At 60.3% G+C, this 19,402-nt stretch carries 18 protein-coding genes and 1 pseudogene; 10 read left to right on the top strand and 9 right to left on the bottom strand.

Features of this window, described 5'->3' with window-relative positions; genetic code table 11:
- The first annotated feature begins 19 nt into the window (after positions 1-19).
- The 3 genes from ACMDB8_RS23485 to ACMDB8_RS23475 are packed head-to-tail and all read left to right on the top strand — an operon-like array spanning position 20 to position 3,585.
- Positions 20-679: a paraquat-inducible protein A gene (locus ACMDB8_RS23485; RefSeq protein ID WP_056726312.1), complete on the top strand. Its 660-nt coding sequence runs from the start codon at positions 20-22 to the stop codon at positions 677-679.
- The gene (locus ACMDB8_RS23480) at positions 666-1,289 is read left to right on the top strand and encodes a paraquat-inducible protein A (RefSeq protein WP_046043780.1); all 624 of its coding nucleotides are present in this window, start codon (positions 666-668) and stop codon (positions 1,287-1,289) included. Before ACMDB8_RS23485 ends, ACMDB8_RS23480 begins: the two co-directional genes overlap by 14 nt.
- On the top strand, positions 1,282-3,585 hold the full coding sequence (locus ACMDB8_RS23475) for an intermembrane transport protein PqiB (protein WP_056726311.1): 2,304 nt from the start codon (positions 1,282-1,284) through the stop codon (positions 3,583-3,585). The genes ACMDB8_RS23480 and ACMDB8_RS23475 overlap by 8 nt, the downstream gene beginning before the upstream one ends.
- A gap of 208 nt (positions 3,586-3,793) precedes the next feature.
- On the opposite strand, the gene mksF is transcribed toward ACMDB8_RS23475, so the two are convergent.
- Genes mksF through mksB form a run of 3 tightly spaced genes read right to left on the bottom strand, consistent with a single transcriptional unit; the run spans position 3,794 to position 8,599 of the window.
- On the bottom strand, positions 3,794-6,634 hold the full coding sequence (gene mksF, locus ACMDB8_RS23470; RefSeq protein ID WP_056726310.1) for an Mks condensin complex protein MksF: 2,841 nt from the start codon (positions 6,632-6,634) through the stop codon (positions 3,794-3,796).
- Positions 6,631-7,332: an Mks condensin complex protein MksE gene (mksE, locus tag ACMDB8_RS23465; protein ID WP_056726309.1), complete on the bottom strand. Its 702-nt coding sequence runs from the start codon at positions 7,330-7,332 to the stop codon at positions 6,631-6,633. Before mksE ends, mksF begins: the two co-directional genes overlap by 4 nt.
- Positions 7,322-8,599 (bottom strand): Mks condensin complex protein MksB, encoded by a 1,278-nt coding sequence (gene mksB, locus ACMDB8_RS23460; protein ID WP_056726308.1) that lies wholly within the window; start codon positions 8,597-8,599, stop codon positions 7,322-7,324. Before mksB ends, mksE begins: the two co-directional genes overlap by 11 nt.
- 219 nt (positions 8,600-8,818) lie before the next feature.
- Between mksB and ACMDB8_RS23455 the strand changes: the two genes are divergently transcribed.
- A complete protein-coding gene (locus tag ACMDB8_RS23455; protein WP_056726307.1) occupies positions 8,819-9,568 on the top strand; it encodes a hypothetical protein in 750 nt (249 codons plus the stop codon).
- On the top strand, positions 9,561-10,013 hold the full coding sequence (rimI, locus tag ACMDB8_RS23450) for a ribosomal protein S18-alanine N-acetyltransferase (protein ID WP_056726306.1): 453 nt from the start codon (positions 9,561-9,563) through the stop codon (positions 10,011-10,013). Before ACMDB8_RS23455 ends, rimI begins: the two co-directional genes overlap by 8 nt.
- Before the next feature lie 85 nt (positions 10,014-10,098).
- On the opposite strand, the gene ACMDB8_RS23445 is transcribed toward rimI, so the two are convergent.
- On the bottom strand, positions 10,099-10,503 hold the full coding sequence (locus tag ACMDB8_RS23445; RefSeq protein WP_056726305.1) for a hypothetical protein: 405 nt from the start codon (positions 10,501-10,503) through the stop codon (positions 10,099-10,101).
- 168 nt (positions 10,504-10,671) lie between these two features.
- Here ACMDB8_RS23445 and can point away from each other — a divergent pair, with 168 nt between their 5' ends.
- Positions 10,672-11,316 (top strand): carbonate dehydratase, encoded by a 645-nt coding sequence (gene can / locus ACMDB8_RS23440; protein ID WP_008046121.1) that lies wholly within the window; start codon positions 10,672-10,674, stop codon positions 11,314-11,316.
- A gap of 6 nt (positions 11,317-11,322) precedes the next feature.
- Here can and ACMDB8_RS23435 read toward each other — a convergent pair whose 3' ends face one another.
- The 4 genes from ACMDB8_RS23435 to ACMDB8_RS23420 form a co-directional block, all read right to left on the bottom strand.
- Positions 11,323-11,847, bottom strand: coding sequence for an SET domain-containing protein (locus tag ACMDB8_RS23435; protein WP_056726304.1), 525 nt, complete (start codon positions 11,845-11,847; stop codon positions 11,323-11,325).
- A 145-nt stretch (positions 11,848-11,992) separates the two neighbouring features.
- The gene (locus ACMDB8_RS23430; RefSeq protein ID WP_056726303.1) at positions 11,993-13,165 is read right to left on the bottom strand and encodes a hypothetical protein; all 1,173 of its coding nucleotides are present in this window, start codon (positions 13,163-13,165) and stop codon (positions 11,993-11,995) included.
- Positions 13,166-13,316: 151 nt separating this feature from the next.
- Entirely contained in the window at positions 13,317-13,637 is a 321-nt protein-coding gene (locus tag ACMDB8_RS23425) for a hypothetical protein (protein ID WP_056726302.1), read from the bottom strand.
- Between the two features lie 247 nt (positions 13,638-13,884).
- The gene (locus tag ACMDB8_RS23420) at positions 13,885-15,303 is read right to left on the bottom strand and encodes a short-chain fatty acid transporter (RefSeq protein WP_056726301.1); all 1,419 of its coding nucleotides are present in this window, start codon (positions 15,301-15,303) and stop codon (positions 13,885-13,887) included.
- A 200-nt stretch (positions 15,304-15,503) separates the two neighbouring features.
- On the opposite strand from ACMDB8_RS23420, the gene ACMDB8_RS23415 reads away from it, so the two are divergent.
- From ACMDB8_RS23415 to ACMDB8_RS23400, 4 genes and pseudogenes are all read left to right on the top strand, one after another.
- Positions 15,504-16,817, top strand: a complete 1,314-nt coding sequence (locus tag ACMDB8_RS23415) for an MFS transporter (RefSeq protein ID WP_409078427.1) — start codon at positions 15,504-15,506, stop codon at positions 16,815-16,817.
- A 117-nt stretch (positions 16,818-16,934) separates the two neighbouring features.
- Positions 16,935-17,663, top strand: a pseudogene (locus ACMDB8_RS23410) (PAS domain-containing protein); the annotation flags it as partial.
- Complete coding sequence (locus tag ACMDB8_RS23405) at positions 17,643-18,251, top strand: methyl-accepting chemotaxis protein (protein ID WP_236709753.1); 609 nt, start codon at positions 17,643-17,645, stop codon at positions 18,249-18,251. The pseudogene ACMDB8_RS23410 and the gene ACMDB8_RS23405, both read left to right, overlap by 21 nt.
- A 169-nt stretch (positions 18,252-18,420) precedes the next feature.
- Positions 18,421-19,020 carry a flavin reductase family protein gene (locus tag ACMDB8_RS23400; RefSeq protein WP_409078426.1) on the top strand — a complete coding sequence of 200 codons (600 nt, stop codon included), beginning with the start codon at positions 18,421-18,423 and terminating at the stop codon, positions 19,018-19,020.
- 12 nt (positions 19,021-19,032) lie between these two features.
- Here the strand turns inward: ACMDB8_RS23400 and ACMDB8_RS23395 are convergent, their stop codons facing one another.
- Positions 19,033-19,401, bottom strand: a complete 369-nt coding sequence (locus tag ACMDB8_RS23395; RefSeq protein ID WP_056726297.1) for a cupin domain-containing protein — start codon at positions 19,399-19,401, stop codon at positions 19,033-19,035.
- Position 19,402 lies beyond the last annotated feature (1 nt).

Below are 19,402 nucleotides of genomic sequence, written 5' to 3'. Positions count from 1 at the left end.
TTTCAGAGTCAGAGCCTTTATGCCGGATCCGGTTGACGCCCAAGGGCTGTCAGAATTACCACTAGAAAATCTGGTTGCCTGCCATGAGTGCGACTTGCTCATGCGTAAACCCGAACTCGCCCATGGCGAAAAAGCCCTGTGCCCGCGCTGTGGCTACGAGCTTTATGCCAATCGGTACAACGTCGTACAGCGCAGTCTCGCCCTGGTTATCGCCGCCTTGTTGTTGTTTATTCCGGCGAATTTTTTGCCCATCATGCAGCTCAATCTACTCGGGCAGTCTTCGCAAGACACTGTCTGGAGCGGTGTTGTCGCCCTTTTTGACACGGGCATGCAAAGCGTTTCAGTGATTGTGTTCCTGTGCAGCATGGGGATCCCGCTGCTCAAGCTGCTGTGCCAACTGGCCGTATTGTTGAGTATCCGTTTCGATGTCGGACGCAGCTACGGCTTGTTGCTCTATCGCATTTATCACCATATACGCGAATGGGGGATGCTCGAGGTTTACTTCATGGGCGTACTGGTGGCTATCGTCAAGCTGGCAGATATGGCAGCCATCACTGTAGGCCTCGGCCTGGTGTGCTTCATTGGAATGTTGCTGATTCAAGTCTGGCTGGAGGTCGTAATGTCGCCTCACCAGATCTGGCAGGCGTTATCAGGAGAGGATGCCCATGCGGGCGATTGATGCAGGCATTCTGATTTGCAAGGAATGTCATGAATTGAACAGGCAGGAAGCTGATACCGACGAGCAAGTCTGTACGCGCTGCGGGGCGCTGGTGCATGCCCGCAGCCCGAATAGCCTGGTGCGGACCTGGGCATTGCTGATTACCGCCGCCATTCTTTACATACCGGCCAACTTGTTGCCGATCATGACCGTGAACTCCCTGGGCAAAGGTGCGCCCAGCACGATCATGGCGGGTGTAATCGAACTTGTGCACTACGGCATGTTCCCCATTGCGGCCGTGGTGTTTATCGCCAGTATCCTGGTGCCCACCTTCAAGCTGGTGGGCATCGGCCTGCTGCTGTTTTCCGTGCAGCGCCGTCAGCCCCTTTCGGCTCGCCAGCGTATCTGGATGTACCGTTTCATTGAATTCATCGGCCGCTGGTCGATGCTCGATATTTTTGTGATCGCCATCCTCGTGGCGGTTGTGAATTTTGGGCGGCTTGCCAGCATCGAAGCCAATCTTGGCGCCATCGCTTTCGCCACGGTGGTGATTCTGACGATGCTTGCCGCAGTAACTTTTGATCCCCGACTGATTTGGGATAACACGGAGTCGGACGACGACCATGACTGATTTGCCTGTAGCGAAAACCCGACCGGCTTCGAACTGGTCTGCCATTTGGGTGTTGCCTCTGATCGCCTTGATCATCGGCGGCTGGCTCGGCTGGCGGGCCTATAGTGAGACCGGTATCGAGATTCAGGTGCGTTTTGAGAGTGGCGAGGGCATTCAGGCCAACAAGACCGAAGTTGTCTATAAAGGTATGTCGGTCGGCAAGGTCAAAAGCCTCAAGCTCGATGACGAAGGCAGTTCCAAAGGTGTGATTGCCAGCATCGAAATGAACAAGGATGTAGAGCCATACCTGCGAACCAGCACGCGTTTCTGGCTGGTCAAGCCGAGCGTTACGCTGGCAGGGATCACCGGTCTCGAGACGCTGGTTTCAGGTAACTATGTCGCCATCAGCCCGGGGGAAGGCGAGCCCGTCCGCAAGTTCAAGGCCTTGGCCCAGGAACCGCCGCTCTCCGATGCCCAGCCCGGTTTGCACTTGACCATCAAGGCCGACCGCCTGGGCTCGCTGAACCGTGGCAGTCCGGTGTTCTATAAACAGATCAAAGTGGGCCAGATCAAAAGCTATGTGTTGTCCGAGGACCAGAACACCGTCGAGCTCAAGGTCTTCATTGAGCCGACTTACGCCAAACTGGTGCGCAAACATACACGTTTCTGGAACGCCAGCGGCATCAGCATCGACGCCAATCTGTCGGGTGTGAAGGTCCGCAGTGAGTCCCTGGCCAGCATCGTCGCCGGTGGCATTGCCTTCGCTACACCTGAAAACCGCAAGGACAGCCCGCCTACCGACCCGAGCCTGCCATTCAGGCTTTATGAAGACTTTGATGCCGCCGCCGCCGGTATCCGGGTGAAGGTCAAGCTCAGTGATTTCGACGGCTTGCAGGCCGGTCGCACACCGGTGATGTACAAGGGTATTCAGGTGGGCAGCCTGAAAACGCTGAAGGTCGATGCGGATCTGTCCGGCGCGACCGCCGAGTTGACGATGGACCCGTTGGCCGAGGATTACCTGGTCGAAGGCACCCAGTTCTGGGTGGTCAAACCGTCGATTTCCCTGGCGGGGATTACCGGCCTCGAGGCGTTGGTCAAAGGCAACTACATCGCTGTGCGGCCTGGCGACAAGGGTTCGGCGCCACAGCGAGAGTTTGCGGCACGGGCAAAGGCACCACCGCTGGACCTGCGTGCACCCGGCCTGCACCTGGTGTTGTTCACGGAAAACCTCGGTTCGCTGGAAGTCGGCAGCCCGGTTCTCTACAAACAGGTCAAAGTCGGCTCCGTACAGAGCTATCAGTTCTCGCGCACCAAGAAACGACTGATCATTGGCGTGCACATCGAGAAGGAATACGAAGGCCTGGTCAACGCCTCGACGCGCTTCTGGAACGCCAGTGGCATCACCCTCACGGGTGGTCTGACTGGCGGGGTCCAGGTTAAAAGCGAATCGTTGCAGAGCTTGATGGCCGGCGGCATTGCCTTCGAGACCCCGCAGGACAACGCCCCGTTGCAGAAGCGTATTCCACGTTTCCGTCTGTTTGCGAACCATGAAGACGCCACGCAGAAAGGCGAAGTCATCACGCTCAAGCTCGATCGCGCTGATGGCCTGCATACCGGCACTCCGATTCGTTTCAAGGGGCTGGATGTCGGCAAGGTGGAGGATGTTGATCTCAGCGAGGACCTGCAATCGGTGCTGCTGACCGCGCGGATTACCGAAGTGCCGGAGCGTATAGCACGGGTCGGCAGTCAGTTCTGGGTGGTCAAGCCTGAACTGGGACTGATCAAGACGTCCAACCTCGAAACCCTGGTGACCGGGCAATACATCGAGGTGCAACCGGCGCAGAAAAACCTGGGACCGCAGAAGAACTTTGTCGCTTTGGCCGCCGCGCCCGAAACAGCCAAGCAGGAAGCGGGATTGAGTCTGGTGCTGAGCGCGGCTCGTCGTGGTTCGCTGAAGGCCGGTGTGCCGGTGACCTATCGCGAAATCACCGTGGGCAAGGTGACCGGTTATGAGCTGGGCCAGACCGCTGATCGCGTCCTGATCCATATCCTGATCGAACCGAAGTACGCGCCACTGGTACGCAGCGGTACACGGTTCTGGAACACCAGCGGTTTCGACTTTGATGTCGGTCTGTTCAGAGGTGCAACGGTGCGTACTGAATCACTGGAGACGATGATTCAGGGCGGTGTTGCCTTTGCCACGCCGGATGGCGAGCGCATGGGCAGTCCGGCACGACCGGAGCAGACGTTCGCGTTGTTCGACAAGTTCGAAGAGGAATGGCTGGGCTGGGCGCCGAAGATTTCCATCGGCAAGTAGTCTGGAACTGCTCAGGCGTCTGTGATGACGCCTTCGGAGCGCCGCCCGGGGCAAGTCCGGGGTTGTTCCTGAAGAAATGCGATCAAATGTGGGAGCGGGCTTACCCGCGAAGAGGCCCTGAAGTTCACTGCAAAGCTAAATGACACCCCTATGAAAAAGGCCGCGATCCATTGGACCGCGGCCTTTTTCATTGCCTTCGATTCAAGCCTCAGACCGCATCCAGCTCCGGCTCATCCGCTTGCTCGTTGACCGTCGCCTTCACCTGATCGTGACGACGGATGTATTTCCAGTCCGCCTCGTCGATGTAGATGCCGGCCGGGCCGCTGCCGCCTTCCAGGTCGATGGCGACACTGGCGCAGACCTGCGGCTTCACGCTCGCCAGGATCGGCACGAAGCCCAGCTGCAGACTGGTTTCCAGCAAGGCGGCCTGGTTCTTCTCATCGATGTCCGCTGCCTCGTCGAGGTAGTACGGCAGGCGCACACGACCGGCCTGGTCACGGTCCATCAAGTGCAGCAACAAGTACATGTTGGTCAGCGCCTTGATGGTCATGGTGGTGCCGTTGGAAGCGGCGCCGTCGATGTCGGTGTGGATCACCGGTTGGCCATTGACCTTGGTGATCTCGAACGCCAGTTCGAACAAGTCCTTGAGGCCGAGCTGGTTGTGGTTGGCCGCCACCAGCCGCGCCAGATACTCCTTAGCCTCTTCGTTCTTGTTGTCCTGCTCGGCGCTTTGGCTCAGGTCGAAGACAGACAGGGTTTCGCCTTCTTCGTACTGACCGGCGCTGTGGATGATCTGGTCGATGTGCTTGAGCGCTTCCTTGTTCGGGGCGAGCACGATGCGGAAGCTTTGCAGGTTGGAGACCTGACGTTTGTTGATCTCGCGGTTGAACAGCGCCAGTTGGTGTTCGAGGCTGTCGTAGTCGCTGCGGATGTTGCGCAGGGTCCGGGCGATGTCCGTCACGGCGGCGCGGCGAGCCTTGCCCAGGGTCAGGGCTTCGTCGGTACGGTGCGCATAGGCGTTGATCAGCAGTTGCAAGCGACGCTCCATATCGTCTTCGCTGTCGAACTTGGCCACGCCCTTGAGGCGCACCTGAGCGTACAGCGCTTCGATCTGTCCGTCGGCCCGCAGCAGGCCTTGCCAGCTGTCCTGATAGTCGTTTAGCAGTGGCAGCAGGTTGTCCATGGAGTCGTCGATCGGGTCCATGAACGGTGTGCCGAACGGCAGGTCCGCCGGCAACAACTGGCGACGGCGCAGGGCGTCGTCGAGGGTGCGTTGCTTGGCTTCCATGTCGCCGATCTGGCGGCCGACCAGTTGCAGCTTGGCCGACAGTTGCTGGACACGTTCGGTGAAGGCATCGCTGGAACGCTTCAGCTCGTCCTGGGCGGCTTCCATTTGCGCCAACTGTTCCAGCTTGTCGCCTTCCTCGGCGCTCAGGGTTTGCGCGCGACGGAAATCTTCCAGGGCTTTCTGCGCATCCAGCACTTGCTGGTACAGCGCTTCGGTCTGGGTCTTGCTCGCGGCGCGGTCGGCGGCCACGGCTTGCTGGGTCTTGAGTTGCTTGAGTTCTTTGTCCAGGCGCTCTTTCTGGTCGCGCAGGGCCGCGCGGTCAGCCAGCGCTTGCAGGGCCGGCGGCTCGATGTGGGAAATGTCGATGGACAGCCCCGGTACTTCGAAGCGTTCGCCTTTGAAACCGTCGAGGATCAGCTCCACGGATTTCACCCAGTCGCCGTTCTCGTCGAGGGTGATGCCGTGTTCGCCCAATGGCAGGCTGAACAGCGCGCTGTTGAACAAGCGCATCAGGCGTTCGACGTCCTGTTGCGAGAACTCTTCACGCAGGCGGGCGTAGCTGTTGTTGTCGGCGTGATCGAGTTGCTGCTTGACCGACTTCAGGCGTTTTTCCAGATCGCGCAGACGCTCTTCGAGGTCTTCGGCGCTGAACTGTCGGGACTGTGCCAGCGCACCGGCCAGTTCGTCGTGGGCGTCCTTGGCGGCCAGCAGTTGCTGTTCCAGCACCTTGACGTCATCGACCAGGGCAAAGCGATGCTTGAGCACCGACAATTCGCCGAGCCAGCGCTGGATGCCGGTGATTTCCCGCTCCAGACGCATCAGTTCCTGGGTACCGCCGCGCTGGTCGTTTTGCAGGGCATCCTGCTCGTTGCGGTAGTGTTCGGACTGAATGGTCAGTTCTTCCTTGCGCGCACTGGCATAGTCCGACCAGGTGCCGAGCAAGGAGTCGAGCAGCGGCGAGATCCGGTGCAGCTTGCCACGCAGGATGTCGCGTTGCTTCACGCCGTTGGCCAGGGCTTCGACCAGCGGGCCGGCGGCGACCAGCGAGTTGTAGTCCTGCTCCATGCGTCGTACATCGCGGAACGCTTCTTCGCACGCGGCGATGTAGTCGACGCTGCCGGAGCGCAGGCTGTGTTCGAAGGCATCGAGGAACAGCTGCTTGAGCTTGGCCGCGGTGATTTCGCGCATGTGCAGCAGGTTGATGAACAGCGCGCGGAAGGTCTTCAGGCTCTGCTCGCTGGTGGAGCGCAATGGAATCAGCGTCAGGTCCAGCGGGATCGAGGTGTGACCGCCGACCAGCAAACGGCGCAGTTCGTCCGGCTTGAGTTCGTAGGCTTTCAGGCCTTCGCGCTCAAGGTTGGTGAACAATTCTTTCTGGCGCAGGCAGGTGTCGTTTTTCTGATAGTGGGCCAGGTCCAGTTTGCCGGCATAGGCAAAGAACTGGTGACCGAAACCGCCGCCCGGGCCGCGGCCGACCACGCCGATCACGTGGGGGCCGTGGGGCAGGTTCACTTCCACCAGGATGTAACTGGTGTCTGAGGCGAAGTAGAAGCGCCGGGATTGTTCCAGGCTGTACTTGCCGAAGCTCATGTCCGACATGCGCGCCAGAATCGGGAACTGCAGGGCGTTGATCGAGGCGGATTTACCGAGGTTGTTCGCGCCGTACACCGACAGAGGTTCTTCCAGCGGGAACAGGCCGAGGCTGTAGCCAGCGGTGTTCAAAAGGGCAAAGCGGCGGATGCCGTAACGTTCCTTGCTCATGCGTCGAGCTCCTGTTCTTCGGCAATGGCCCGGGCCAGTGCGTCTTCTTCGCTTTCACCCTCGAACTCACTCAGATCGAGCGGATCGTCGGTCTGCAGCAGTTTTTCGTCGCTGTCTTCGTCGATCAGTACCGGCACCGGCAACGGCAGGACGCTGTGCAGGCTGGCGGCCAGGTCGCGGTCCTGCTGCACCGACAGGCACACATCGAGGAAGCGGTGCATCGGCGGCAGGAAACGGTAGATGCCGTTTTCTTCGCTGGCAAAGCCGAGCTGGGTCATGCGGCGCATGATCTTTTCTTCCAGTTCGTCCTGGGTCTGCACTTCGGCCTGGATGAACAGGTCGCGGTACTTTTCCAGCAACGACGGCAGCTCATCGCGGCCGAGACTGCCGCCATCGAGCACGGAGATCGGGTCGCGGCCCTGGTCGGCCAGGTGCTCGACGAGGATGAAGGTGAACAGCGCAAGCCGCTGGGCGGTCTTGTTCACCGCAGCCGCCGCGAGGTCCGGCACGAAGTAGTAGAAACCGCGGGTGTCACAGACCAGTTCAAAGCCCAGGGCCTTGAACAGCGTGCGGTACTGGTCCTGAAAGTTCGACAACTGTGCGTACAGTTCCGGATCGCGGCGGCTGACGTGGTAACCCTTGAACAGCTCGCGAAAGATCGGTGCCAGATGGGACAGTTCGGATAGATCAAGATGCATAAGGAGTGCTCGCAGAATCCTCGGCGGCGGTGTCGCTGACCGAGAGCAGGGCGAAGGAGCGCAGGCTGACCTGATGCTCGTGAGTATGGTATTGGCGACGTTCCAGACGCTCGCGCTTGAAACGTTTTTCCCGCGACAGACGCGAGAACCAGTACAGCAATTCGTCGGTGGCGCCGTCCGGTTCCTGCTCCAGCAACCAGGTCATCAGGTCCGGCATCGGCAGGGCGTCTTCGCAGCGTTCGAGCATTTCCCGAACGGTGCGTGGCGCCCGTGGCGCTTCGCCTTTCTGGGTCTTGTGAGCCTTGGGGAAGCGCGCCGGTTTCGGTTCGAAACGGGCCAGGGCATAAACGTAGGCTTCGACCTGACTGGCACTGCCGAGAAAGGTGCTCTGCGGACGAGTGAACATCGGCATCGCCGCTTGTGGCACGGCGTCGAGGCCCTTGCGGCGGATCATCGACAGGGCCAATGCGGCGCCACGGGTCACGGCGTTGTGCCGGCGCGCTTCTTCACGCAGCGGCAGCAACAGCTCGCGGGCGTGACGCAGGGTCAGTTGGGCGCTGGTCTGCATTTCGAGGATGCGCGCGTGGGTGCGCAGCAGCATGTCGTCGTCGACCAGGTGGCCGAGGCGCTGCTGCTCGCTGAGCATCTTCAGCAGGACGGTTTCGACCTTGCGCACGCCTTGTTCGAAGGCGCCGTCGGCGTTCACCAGATCAATCATCGGCTCGACGTATTCGTCCCAGGTCGCCAGCACTTCAGCGTAACGCTGGCGCAACGGAATCTGCCGATCGCTGGTTTTCGCCCGTTCGGCGACGGCCACCAGTGCCTGTTCGTCGTTATCGAGTTTTTTCAGTACATCGCGAACCCGCATGTCGAGCAGGCGCAACTGGCGGGCCAGATCATTGCCGTCGCGGATATCGAATGCGTCCTGGATATAACCGGCCAGACGCTCGAGGTGGCGCAGGTAGGCTTCGATTTCCAGGCACAGGCCCAGCCGGTGTTCGCGGCGTAGATAGGCAAGGAAGTCGTGAATCTGCGCATTGAGCTCGAAACGGTTCGGGCTTTTGGCCACGGGAACCAGGATATCGAGGCGAATCCACACATCCAGCAGGCTGGTGATGTCCTGCGGCGTACTGTCGAGTTGCTGGGCGGCCAGTTGCGTGCGCAGTTCGTTCAGGCTCAGTGTGCCTTGGTCGAAGTGCTCGCACAGTGGCTCCAGAAGTGCCCAGTGTTCAGCGAGGGCGCGCAAGACGCGCTTGGGTTCGATCATCGGAATGGCCGGCTGGTTGGCGATTAAAAGCCGCGATTGTACTGCATCGGGGGCAATCCGATTCAATCTCGGGACAGGCTGTCGCCTTCTTTTCGGTAATGTGCATCGATCAACTGCGGGCGATCTTGAGCGAACGGCGGTAGAATCAGCGCACTTTAGTTATCCACAAGTGGCCGACCTTTGCTTATCGAGTCCCGTCGTCGCGCTTATCTGGCCGCCATGCAGGTGGTCAACTGGCTGCCGCGCACCGAATTGCCCTTTGCCGCGCCGTCGCGGCCCGAGCTGCTGGAGGAGATCCCCGAGCCGGTTGTGGTCGCGCCTGTCGTGCCCGCAGTTGTGGCTCAGACGCCCGTGGCGCCTGTGGCCAAGCCGGCCGAGCGGGTGAAGATCGAGGTACCGCGACCATCGCTGGCGAGCACGCGCACCGGGGCCAAACCGGTGGAAGAGGCCGAAGAGGCAGCGGTCGTGATCAAGGCGCCGGTCGTGCCGCCGCCGCGTTTCGCCCTGCAATTGCTGCGGGCCGGGCGTTGCCTGCTGCTGGTGGAGTTACCCACAGGTGAATCCTTCCAGACTCGCGATCCTGCCTATCTGCTGCTCAAAGACATGCTGCGCGCCGCCGGTCTGCCGGACAGCCCGCAGATCGTCGGTGAGCCGGTGCGTTGGCCGCTGCTGGTGCGTGGCACGATGGATCAGGGCCCGGAAGCGGCCCGCGACTTCGTGCAGGGTTTTCTCTCGGTGCGCATGGAAGAAACGCCCTGCGCCTGCTTGTGGCTGATCGGCCTGCCTGCGGTGCGATTTGCCGGCGAAGCGGATGCCGAGGCGTTCAATCACGAGTTGCAGATCGAAGGCCTGGGCTCGGCCTGGGCGGTACCGGGCCTGGAATTATTAATGGAAGAGCCACAGCGTAAGGCTGATGTCTGGCAAGCCATGCGTCGGCTGATGGCGCGCTGGAAAGAATCGAATGAGTAACGCTGTATCGTTTCGCCCGATGACCGAGGCGGACCTGGAAACCGTACTGAAAGTCGAATACGCGGCCTATAGCCATCCCTGGACCCGCGGGATTTTCCTCGATGGCTTGGGCAAGTATCAGATCTGGCTGATGTTCGAAGGTCAGCAACAGGTCGGCCACGGTGTGGTGCAGATCATCCTCGACGAGGCGCACCTGCTGAACATCACGGTCAAGCCGGAAAACCAGGGCCGTGGCCTGGGGCTGACATTGCTTGAGCATTTGATGTCGATTGCCTACAAGGCCGACGCCCGGGAGTGTTTCCTGGAAGTGCGCGACAGCAATACCGCGGCGTTCAAGCTGTATGAGCGTTATGGTTTCAACGAGATCGGCCGGCGTCGGGATTACTACCCGGCGGTGGGCGGGCGCGAAGATGCGGTGGTCATGGCCTGCACTTTGGTGGATTGAGCTTGTAGGAGCTGCCGAAGGCTGCGAACTTTTCAAGGATCAAAGGATCGCAGCCTTCGGCAGCTCCTACGGATGTCCGTAGAGCTCAACGTTTTTTGTCGAGAGGGTCGCGCCGCGCCAGTTCCGCCTCATCCAGACCATTGCCACCGCCAATATCGTCCTCATCGACGATGCTCAGGTCCCAATCCGCGCGGCTATCATTGCCCGCCTCATGGGCATCCCGGGCGCCGTCTTCACGGATCAGGGTTTCCGGGCTCAGGTCGTCGTCGGTAGGTTGATGGTCACCGGTCGAGGCACCGGTCAGGCCCGCTTCACGTCCGCGCTGGCGCGGCATCTGTTGCTCGCGCTCCTTTTCCGGCAGTTCGTCACCGATTCTGGCGCTGGGTTCTTCGGTGTCGAAATCCAGCTCACGCACCGAGCCCATGCGGTCTTCGTTGTCATCGACGGGTTCCGGCTGCACCGCATCGTACGGACGTCGTGAATCATTCATGGTAATTCCTCATACTGTAGGCCTTACTACGGTTGACCTACTTGGCTGCCGAGAATTCCACCGGCATGGAGCCCCGTGTTCCGGATCAGGAGAGCATCTGCATTTCGCGCGTGACCCCGACGGACGGTTGTCAGTCAAAGCTGCGCATCATTCTTGAGGCTTCAAAGCATGAACGAATTACAAGATCTGATTGATAACAACGAGCGTTGGGCCGCTGCGATCAAGGAGGAAGATCCTGACTTCTTCGCCAAGCTGGCTCGCCAACAGACCCCGGAGTTCCTGTGGATCGGTTGTTCCGACGCCCGTGTGCCGGCCAATGAGATCGTCGGCATGCTGCCGGGCGATCTGTTCGTACACCGTAATGTGGCCAACGTCGTGCTGCACACCGACCTTAACTGCCTGTCGGTGATTCAGTACGCGGTCGATGTGCTCAAGGTCAAACACATTCTCGTCACCGGCCACTATGGCTGTGGCGGTGTGCGCGCTTCGATGCAGGACCGCCAGTTCGGCCTGATCGACGGCTGGCTGCGTTCGATTCGCGATCTCTATTATGAAAAACGTGAAGAACTGGCCAAATACGCCACCGAAGAGGAGCGCGTCGACCGCCTCTGCGAACTGAACGTGATCCAGCAAGTCGCGAACGTCGGGCATACCAGCATTGTGCAAAACGCCTGGCACCGCGGGCAGAGCCTGTCGATCCACGGCTGCATCTACGGCATCAAGGATGGCCGCTGGAAGAGCCTGAACGCGACCATCAGCGGATTCGAGCAACTGCCGCCGCAGTACCGCCTGCGTCCGTTCGAACCTCTGTAAAACCTTTCAATACAGGCTTCGCCGACGCCACTGCTGCAAAAACAGCTGGCCGTCGGCGTTCGGCTCTTCATCATAGCCTGTGATCCAGCCACGGCACTCGTATGAGCCGCACTGGCAGGCGAACTGGCGTTGCAGTTTGTCTTCGCTGGCGGCGAAGTCCATGGTCAGCCAGTCGCCCTTGTTGATGTCCTTCAGCGCCCATAACCACAACTCGCTCAAGTCCAGAAAGACATTGGGGTCGCAGGAGTGTCGCAACAGTCCGCAGAAACGCGGGTCGTAGACGTGCACACCCGGGGCGAGCTGGCGGGTATGCCGGCAGCGATAGGGCAGCAAGTGCCCTGATGCCCGGCAGAGACGAGTGATTCGCGGGAATTCACGCCGTGCGGCAATAGCCGTGGCTTCGCCCTTGGCGTTTTCAATGATTTCGAAGTCGGCCAGGGAAGGAAATCCCAGGCGAACGGGTAGCTCCGAAAAGGGGTAAACACCTTGCGGCGGTTGTGGGTTTTTTCGTCGAGGGGCGTGAGCTTTCATAACGATCCCTGTCTGCTGGGTGCTGCGACTTCCTTGCGCCGACGGTCCTGTTGGCACAGCAGCACATGAGTTCAGCCCAAGCCTCTCGCAGTTATAACGGGCGGTCTACTGTCATAAGTGACAGATCTGGCCGCCGTTCATCGGGTTAAAACGGCGGAGCAGGCTTCGCCGTGACTGGCGCCGGGGCCTTGAGCTGCTTGAGCTGGGTCACGATCGAAGCTGTCGCGCATTTACCCGCAGCCTGCTGGGGCGACAGGTTGCGGATCGAGGTGTAGAACAGCTCACAGGTTTTTTCTTTCTGGGCCACTTGCCAGGTTTGCCGGCAGGTATTGAGTTCAAGGTCTGGATTGCTGTCCGGTTGGCGGCCCATGGTGGCCTGCCAGCACGCAGCACTCAGATCCTGCCCCATGACTTTCAGGCCTGCCGCATCGGCCTTGGCCTGGGCGTCACTGCCGGTGTAGTTTGCCGGATCGGCGGCATACCAAATGTAGCTCGGGTGGTTGGAGCCCAATACGGGGACTTTCACGCCGTTGTCCGGAGTGATCTGCACCAGGCTCAACACGTTCACTGTCTGCCCGTATTGCTCTTTGATCCAGTTACGCACCGGTGTGCCGAAGGCGACCATCGGCAGCGCTGCGCCGCTGGCGTTCAGGCTGACTTCCTTGACCATGGTGCTCTGGTAATCCTTGAAGTAGCCGTAGACGCCTTCGAGGTCCTTGCCCGCGTTGGACGGCGCGGCAATCGGGGCGATGTCGATGATTGTCTGGTAGCCCGGCGTCTGCCCGGCCGGAATGCCGTTGGCGGTCAGCAGCGTGGCCCAGCGATCCGTGGTGGCGGACCTCAGGTAATCCTGGGCCTGGGTCAGCGAATAGTCTGGCGGGAAGTGCAGCAGCTCAACGCTCTTGCGGTTTTCCAGGGCCATGCCCAGCGGCAGGAACAGATACCAGCTATACGCCCACTTGCCATCGGCATTCAGTTTGCTGGCGCCGTTATAGGCCAGGTCACCGGCGTCGAGCAGCGCGGCCAAAGGTTTGTCATAGCCGTCGGGCACGCCGATGATTTCTGCATGGAGCTGACCATTGTCGGTTTTGACCAGAACCTTCGCATCGCCGTAGCCATCGCGCTGCACGCTTTGGGTCAGGTAATGCTCGACGGTCTGTTCTAGCGTCCAGTTGCGAAAGCAGATCACGTTGCAGTTGTTGGGATAGGCGAAGAGGCGGGTAACGCGTTCGGTACTGCCCAGCTTCAGGTTGATATCGGCATGGGCTGTGGCACTCAGGGTGAGGGCTGCGAGGGTAAGTCCTGCGAGTTTAAGCATGCTCAGATCCTTTTCAGCGTGGTCCCGTTACGGATACACACCATACTGGATCAACTCAGTGACTCAAAAAAGTAGGCCTCAGGCATTTTTTTGGAGCAATGGCATCCAGCCCGCAACGTGTGTTTTGCGGGCTGGTTCAAATATCAGGCAATCACAGAAGGCGCAGTGCCAATTGGCTGCCGGCACGCAGGTATTCGACTTGTGCGGTGACCGCGTCCCTGACGATCGCTTCACCGGTGTCGTTCAGGCGGGCTTTTTTTGCATCGATAACGGAGGTTTGCAAGAGTTGCATAGTGACATCCACTGCTTTCTGAAAGGCCGTCACGTTGTTGTGCTGACCAAACGCCTGCACCACCGCGTTCATACGGAGATCGGCATCGTCTCGCAAAGCTTTGTACTCAGCTATCGAGACGTTGCCATCCTGGTAAATTTCATTGATCAACTCTTCCAATGTTTTGGATATTGGTGTCATCGGGTCTTCCTTGGGTTTTGGTGTTTGATTCTCCGGGACAGGTTAATTCAACACTGCTGGCGGCAAGAGTCAGGACTTGCGCCTGTATTGAGTGGGACAACGCCACAGGTTTTGTAGGAGAGGGGGCTTTCAACCTGTCGCTTTCGTTAGAACTCATGAAACGACAGTGTTTCTGCCTGAGCCCCGTCACATTCTTGCGGGGATCAGGCAGCCAAAGCGCCATATCGTGACGCAGTTGGACGTTTGCTTACGGCATCACCGGTGGCGTATAGGCCAGCGTCGTCCCCAGCGCCCAGAGCAGCAACAATACCAGCGGTGTGTGCACCAGCAATTGCACGAACGAGAAGCCGATCAGGTCCCGTGCCTTCAACCCGAGCACGCCCAGCAGCGGCAGCATGTAGAACGGGTTGATCAGGTTGGGCAGGGCTTCGGCGGCGTTGTAGATCTGTACGGCCCAGCCCAGGTGATAGTTCAGGTCATTGGCCACCTGCATCACGTACGGCGCTTCGATGATCCACTTGCCACCACCGGACGGAATGAAGAAGCCGAGGATCGCCGAGTACACACCCATCAGCAACGCATAGGTGTCGTGGGAAGCAATGCTGACGAAGAACGTCGAGATGTGGTGCGCCAGGGTCTGCGCGTCGGCGCCTTTGACCGTGGTCATCAGCGCGGCAATCGAACCGTACAGCGGAAACTGGATCAGCACGCCCGTGGTAGTCGGCACCGCGCGGGACACGGCGTCGAGGAAGCTGCGCGGGCGCCAGTGCAGCAGGGCGCCGAGCATGATAAACAGGAAGTTGTAGGTGTTCAGCCCGGAAATCGCGCTGATCGCCGGTTTGGTCGAGAACTCGTGGAATAGCCAGCCACCGGCCAGCAGCACCAGCAGGATCATCAGCAGCGGACTGTACTCCAGCCATTCGCCGGGACGGGTGCGCGGTTGCAGCGGCGGCAGGTTGAAACTCGGATCGACGCCGCAGGCCTTGGCATCACGCGCCGAGTTCGGACCAGGGGCGGTGGCATAGGCAATGATCAGCGAAATGACGATCAAGGCCAGTAGCATCACGCCGGACTGCCATAGAAAGATCGTCTGCGTGAACGGAATCACCCCGGTGATCGACAGAATCGACGGTGGCAGGCTCGCTGGGTTGGCCTGCAACTGTGCCGCGGACGACGACAGGCCCAAGGCCCATACCGCGCCAAGTCCCAGATAGGCGGCGGCACCGGCGGCGCGGTAGTCCATTTTCAGATCGGTGCGGCGGGCCAGGGCGCGCACCAGCAATCCGCCGAACACCAGGGACAAACCCCAGTTCAGCAACGACGCGACCATGGAAATCAGCGCGACCCAGGCCACGGCGGAGCGGCCGTTTTTCGGGAGTTTTGCCAGTCGGTCGATCAGTTTCACCGCCGGTGGCGAACTGGCGACCACGTAGCCACCGATCACCACAAAGGCCATTTGCATGGTGAAAGGGATCAGGCTCCAGAAGCCGTCACCGAACGCCATCGCGGCATCGGTGGGCTTGGCACCCATGGCCATGGTGGCCAGGGCCACGATAATCACCGCCAGGGCCGCAAACACCCAGGAGTCGGGAAACCAGCGTTCGGCAAAACTTGAGCAGCGCAGGGCAAAGCGGGCGGAGCGGCTATCTTCGATATCAGCGGCCACGGGGGTACCTCGGATTTTTATGTTTGTCGTGGTCTTCGGGGCGGTAACCGCCCGTCTGGACAGATGCCAACATTAATTCAAGCGGAGGATTTTTGCGGGGCTGTTTCGTGGCTATGGGACTTTGGTCTAACGGGTTGTCCGCCGGTGCGTTTACGTAGACCATGGGCGCCTTGGTTTTTGCCCGTGCCAGAGTTCTTTTCATGACTGCCAACACCGATTCGCGCCCGACGCCGTTCAACCGCTCGGACTACAAGACCCTCGGGCTCGCCGCGCTCGGCGGGGCGCTGGAAATCTACGATTTCATCATCTTCGTGTTTTTCGCCCTGACCCTCAGCCAGTTGTTCTTCCCGCCGGAAATGCCCGAGTGGCTGCGCCTGCTGCAAAGCTTCGGGATCTTCGTCACCGGGTATCTGGCGCGACCGCTGGGCGGCATCCTGATGGCGCATTTCGCCGACCGTCTGGGACGCAAGAAAGTCTTCAGCCTGAGCATCCTGATGATGGCGTTACCTTGCCTGCTGATCGGGATCATGCCGACCTACGCGCAAATCGGCTATTCCGCGCCCTTGCTGCTGTTGGCCCTGCGCATCCTCCAGGGCGCGGCGGTGGGCGGCGAGGTGCCCAGTGCCTGGGTATTCGTCGCCGAGCACGCGCCCGTCGGCCATCGCGGCTATGCCCTGGGGTTCTTGCAGGCGGGGCTGACCTTCGGTTATTTGATCGGTGCATTGACCGCAACCTTCCTGGCGCAAGCGTTCACTCCAACGGAAATCCTCGATTACGCCTGGCGTTACCCCTTCCTGCTGGGCGGCGTGTTTGGCGTGATTGGCGTCTGGCTGCGTCGCTGGCTCAGCGAAACCCCGGTGTTCATGGCCATGCAGACACAGCGGGAGGCGGCCGGCGAACTGCCGCTGCGCACGGTCTTGCGCGAGCATCGCCTGGCCATTTTGCCAGCGATGATTCTCACCTGTGTGCTGACCTCGGCCGTGGTGGTGTTCGTGGTCATCACCCCGACCATGATGCAGAAAACCTTTGGCATGACCGCCAGCCATACCTTCGCCTTGAGCGCACTGGGCATCGTGTTCTTGAACATCGGCTGCGTGCTCGCCGGGCTGCTGGTCGACCGCATCGGCGCCTGGCGCACGGTGATGTTCTATAGCCTGCTGCTGCCGCTGGGCATCGGCGTGCTGTATGCCTGCCTGATCATGGGCGGCGACTGGGTTGGCCTGGCCTACGCCGTGGCAGGGCTGTCCTGCGGGGTGGTTGGCGCGGTGCCATCGGTGATGGTCAGCCTGTTCCCGGCGCGGATTCGCGTCTCGGGCATTTCCTTTACCTACAACATCGCCTACGCCGCATGGGCGAGTGTCACACCGCTTTTGCTGATCGGCCTGATGCCGTGGAGTCCATGGATCTGCGTGATGTTCAGTGCGGTGATGGGCGCGGTGGGCGTGGGCAGCGCGGCTTATTTCGGTGCGCGGATGCCGAGAGTCGCAGGCTGTTCTGCGGCTGGCGCGCATTGATTGTGTGCGTAGTAACTATTTTTACAGGGCAAGCCTGAAACACGCTTAAGTAAATGTTTCCAAGGCCGATGGTTAGGCTGCATATCGCTTTCTACCCCTGTCCATCGGTGCTTTCCCATGTTCAATAAACGCTTGAAGCAGGAGCTGTCGGCTCTTCGTGAAGAACTCTCCAGCCTTCAGCAAGTGAAGGACAGTCTGGAAAGCGAGATGCTGGTGCTGACCCTCGACAGCGATGGACGGGTTCAGTCGGTCAATCAGAACTTCCTTGGCGAAATGCATTACAAGAGCGGCGACCTGATTGGCCGGCACATCGACGACCTGGTCCCGGATCACGTGAAATCCGATGAATTCCAGCTGCGTTTCAAAAACGCGCTGACCCGTGGCGAGCACTTCGCTGGCGCGGTGCGCCTGTTGCGCGGTACCGGCCAGGAGGCGTGGCTGCGTTCGATCCTGCAACCGGTGCGCTCGGCGGATGGGCGGATCAGGTGTTTTTCGATTTACTCCAGCGACCTGACCCGCACCATCGAGGCCTCCCGCGAACACGAGAACCTGATCGGCGCGCTGGTGCGCTCCACGGCGGTGATCGAATTCGACCTCAATGGCAATGTGCTGAGCGCCAACGACCGCTTCCTTAGTGGCATGGGTTACAGCCTGGCGCAGATCAAGGGCAAACATCACCGCATGTTCTGCGAGCCGGCGGATTACAACAGTGCCGAGTACCAGGACTTCTGGCGTCGCCTGAACGCGGGTGAATTCGTGGCCAACCGTTTCAAACGGGTCGACAGCCATGGTCGTACGGTCTGGCTGGAGGCGTCCTACAACCCGGTGGTCGATGCCAACAATAATCTCTACAAGGTGGTTAAGTTCGCCACGGTGATTACCGACCAGGTCAATCAGGAACAAGCCGTCGCTGAGGCCGCCAACATCGCCTACAGCACCTCGCAGCAAACCGACCAAAGCGCCCAGCGCGGTAATGCCGTGGTGACCCAGGCCGTGGACGTGATGCGTGACCTGGCCAGGCATATGCAAACCGCCGGTGATGGCATCGAAGCCCTGAACGAGCAGTCGCTGGTGATCGGTACCATTGTCAAAACCATCAGCGGCATTGCCGAGCAGACCAATCTGCTGGCGCTCAACGCGGCCATCGAAGCGGCGCGTGCGGGCGAGCAAGGGCGGGGCTTCGCCGTGGTAGCGGATGAGGTCCGGCAACTGGCTTCGCGCACCAGCCAGGCCACCGATGAAATCGTCCTTGTGGTCCGGCAGAACCAGGACATGGCGCGCAACGCCGTGGCCCTGATGACCGACGGCAAGCTTCAGGCCGAGCAAGGCCTGGCGCTGGCGGCGGAAGCGGGGGCGGTGATTGTCGAGATCCAGGACGGCGCGCAGAAAGTGGTCAATGCGGTGGGGCAGTTTGCCAATCAACTCACTAACTGACCTGCTATCCGCTCTTGGTGGGAGAGGGCTTGCTCCGGGCGGCGTTCCGACGAAAGCGGTGTGTCATTCAACGCAACTGTGACTGAACTGACACCTTCGCGAGCAAGCCCGCTCCCACAGGGTTACGTGGGCGCTACAATCGGCTCTTTTCCCCCAGGAGCAGACTTCCATGAGCGCTTCCCTCCGCCGTCCGGTTCCCTTGTCCAAGGCCTATCGTCTGCTCAATCATGGCCCGACCGTGCTGGTCAGCGCAGCCCACGATGGCCAGCGCAACATCATGGCGGCAGCCTGGGCCATGCCGCTGGACTTCGACCCCCCGAAAATTGCCGTGGTGCTGGACAAGTCCACCTGGACTCGCCAGTTGCTGGAAGCCTCGGGCACCTTTGTGCTGAATGTTCCCTGCGCCGCCCAGGCCGACATTGTGCAAACCGTCGGTTCGACCTCCGGCCTGGAATTGACCCGGGGCCAGGGGCGCGACAAGTTTGAGACCTACGACCTGCAGACGTTCACCGGCGAGTCGGTCGATGCGCCGATGCTCGAAGGCTGTGTGGCCTGGCTGGAGTGTCGCCTGTTGCCGGAGCCGAACAACCACCAGCAGTACGATCTGTTCCTGGCCGAAGTGATTGCCGCCCAGGCAGACGAACGTGTGTTCAGCGAAGGCCGCTGGCACTTCAAAGGGCAAGATGCCTTGCGCACCTTGCACCACGTGGCGGGCGGGCACTTCCTGACCATTGGCGAGCCGGTGGACGGCAAGACCTTGCAGGCTTGAGTCGGTCAGCGCTCAAATCCACACATCATTCTCGGCCGTGCGCTCACCACCTTCGCTGCCGGTATTGAGCACGCCCTTGGGTTCGATCAGCAGGAGTTTTACCTCCTGCTCGGCACAAGGCTTGTGCTCGACGCCTTTGGGTACCACGTACATTTCCCCGGCGTTCACCAGCACGTGACCATCGCGAAAATCGATGCGCAACCGGCCTTCGAGCACGATGAAGGTTTCGTCGGTATCGAGGTGGTCGTGCCAGATAAAGTCCCCCAGCAACTTCACCACCTTGAACTGGTAGTTGTTCATTTCGGCGATGACCCGGGGCGACCAGTGGGAATCGATCCGGCTGATTTTTTCAGCGAAGTTCAGGCTTTCGTAAGCATTCATG

The sequence above is a fragment of the Pseudomonas monachiensis genome (genome assembly GCF_047345015.1).
In the GTDB taxonomy this organism is placed as follows: Bacteria; Pseudomonadota; Gammaproteobacteria; order Pseudomonadales; family Pseudomonadaceae; genus Aquipseudomonas; species Aquipseudomonas monachiensis.
This window is presented reverse-complemented; position numbering and strand designations above follow the sequence as displayed.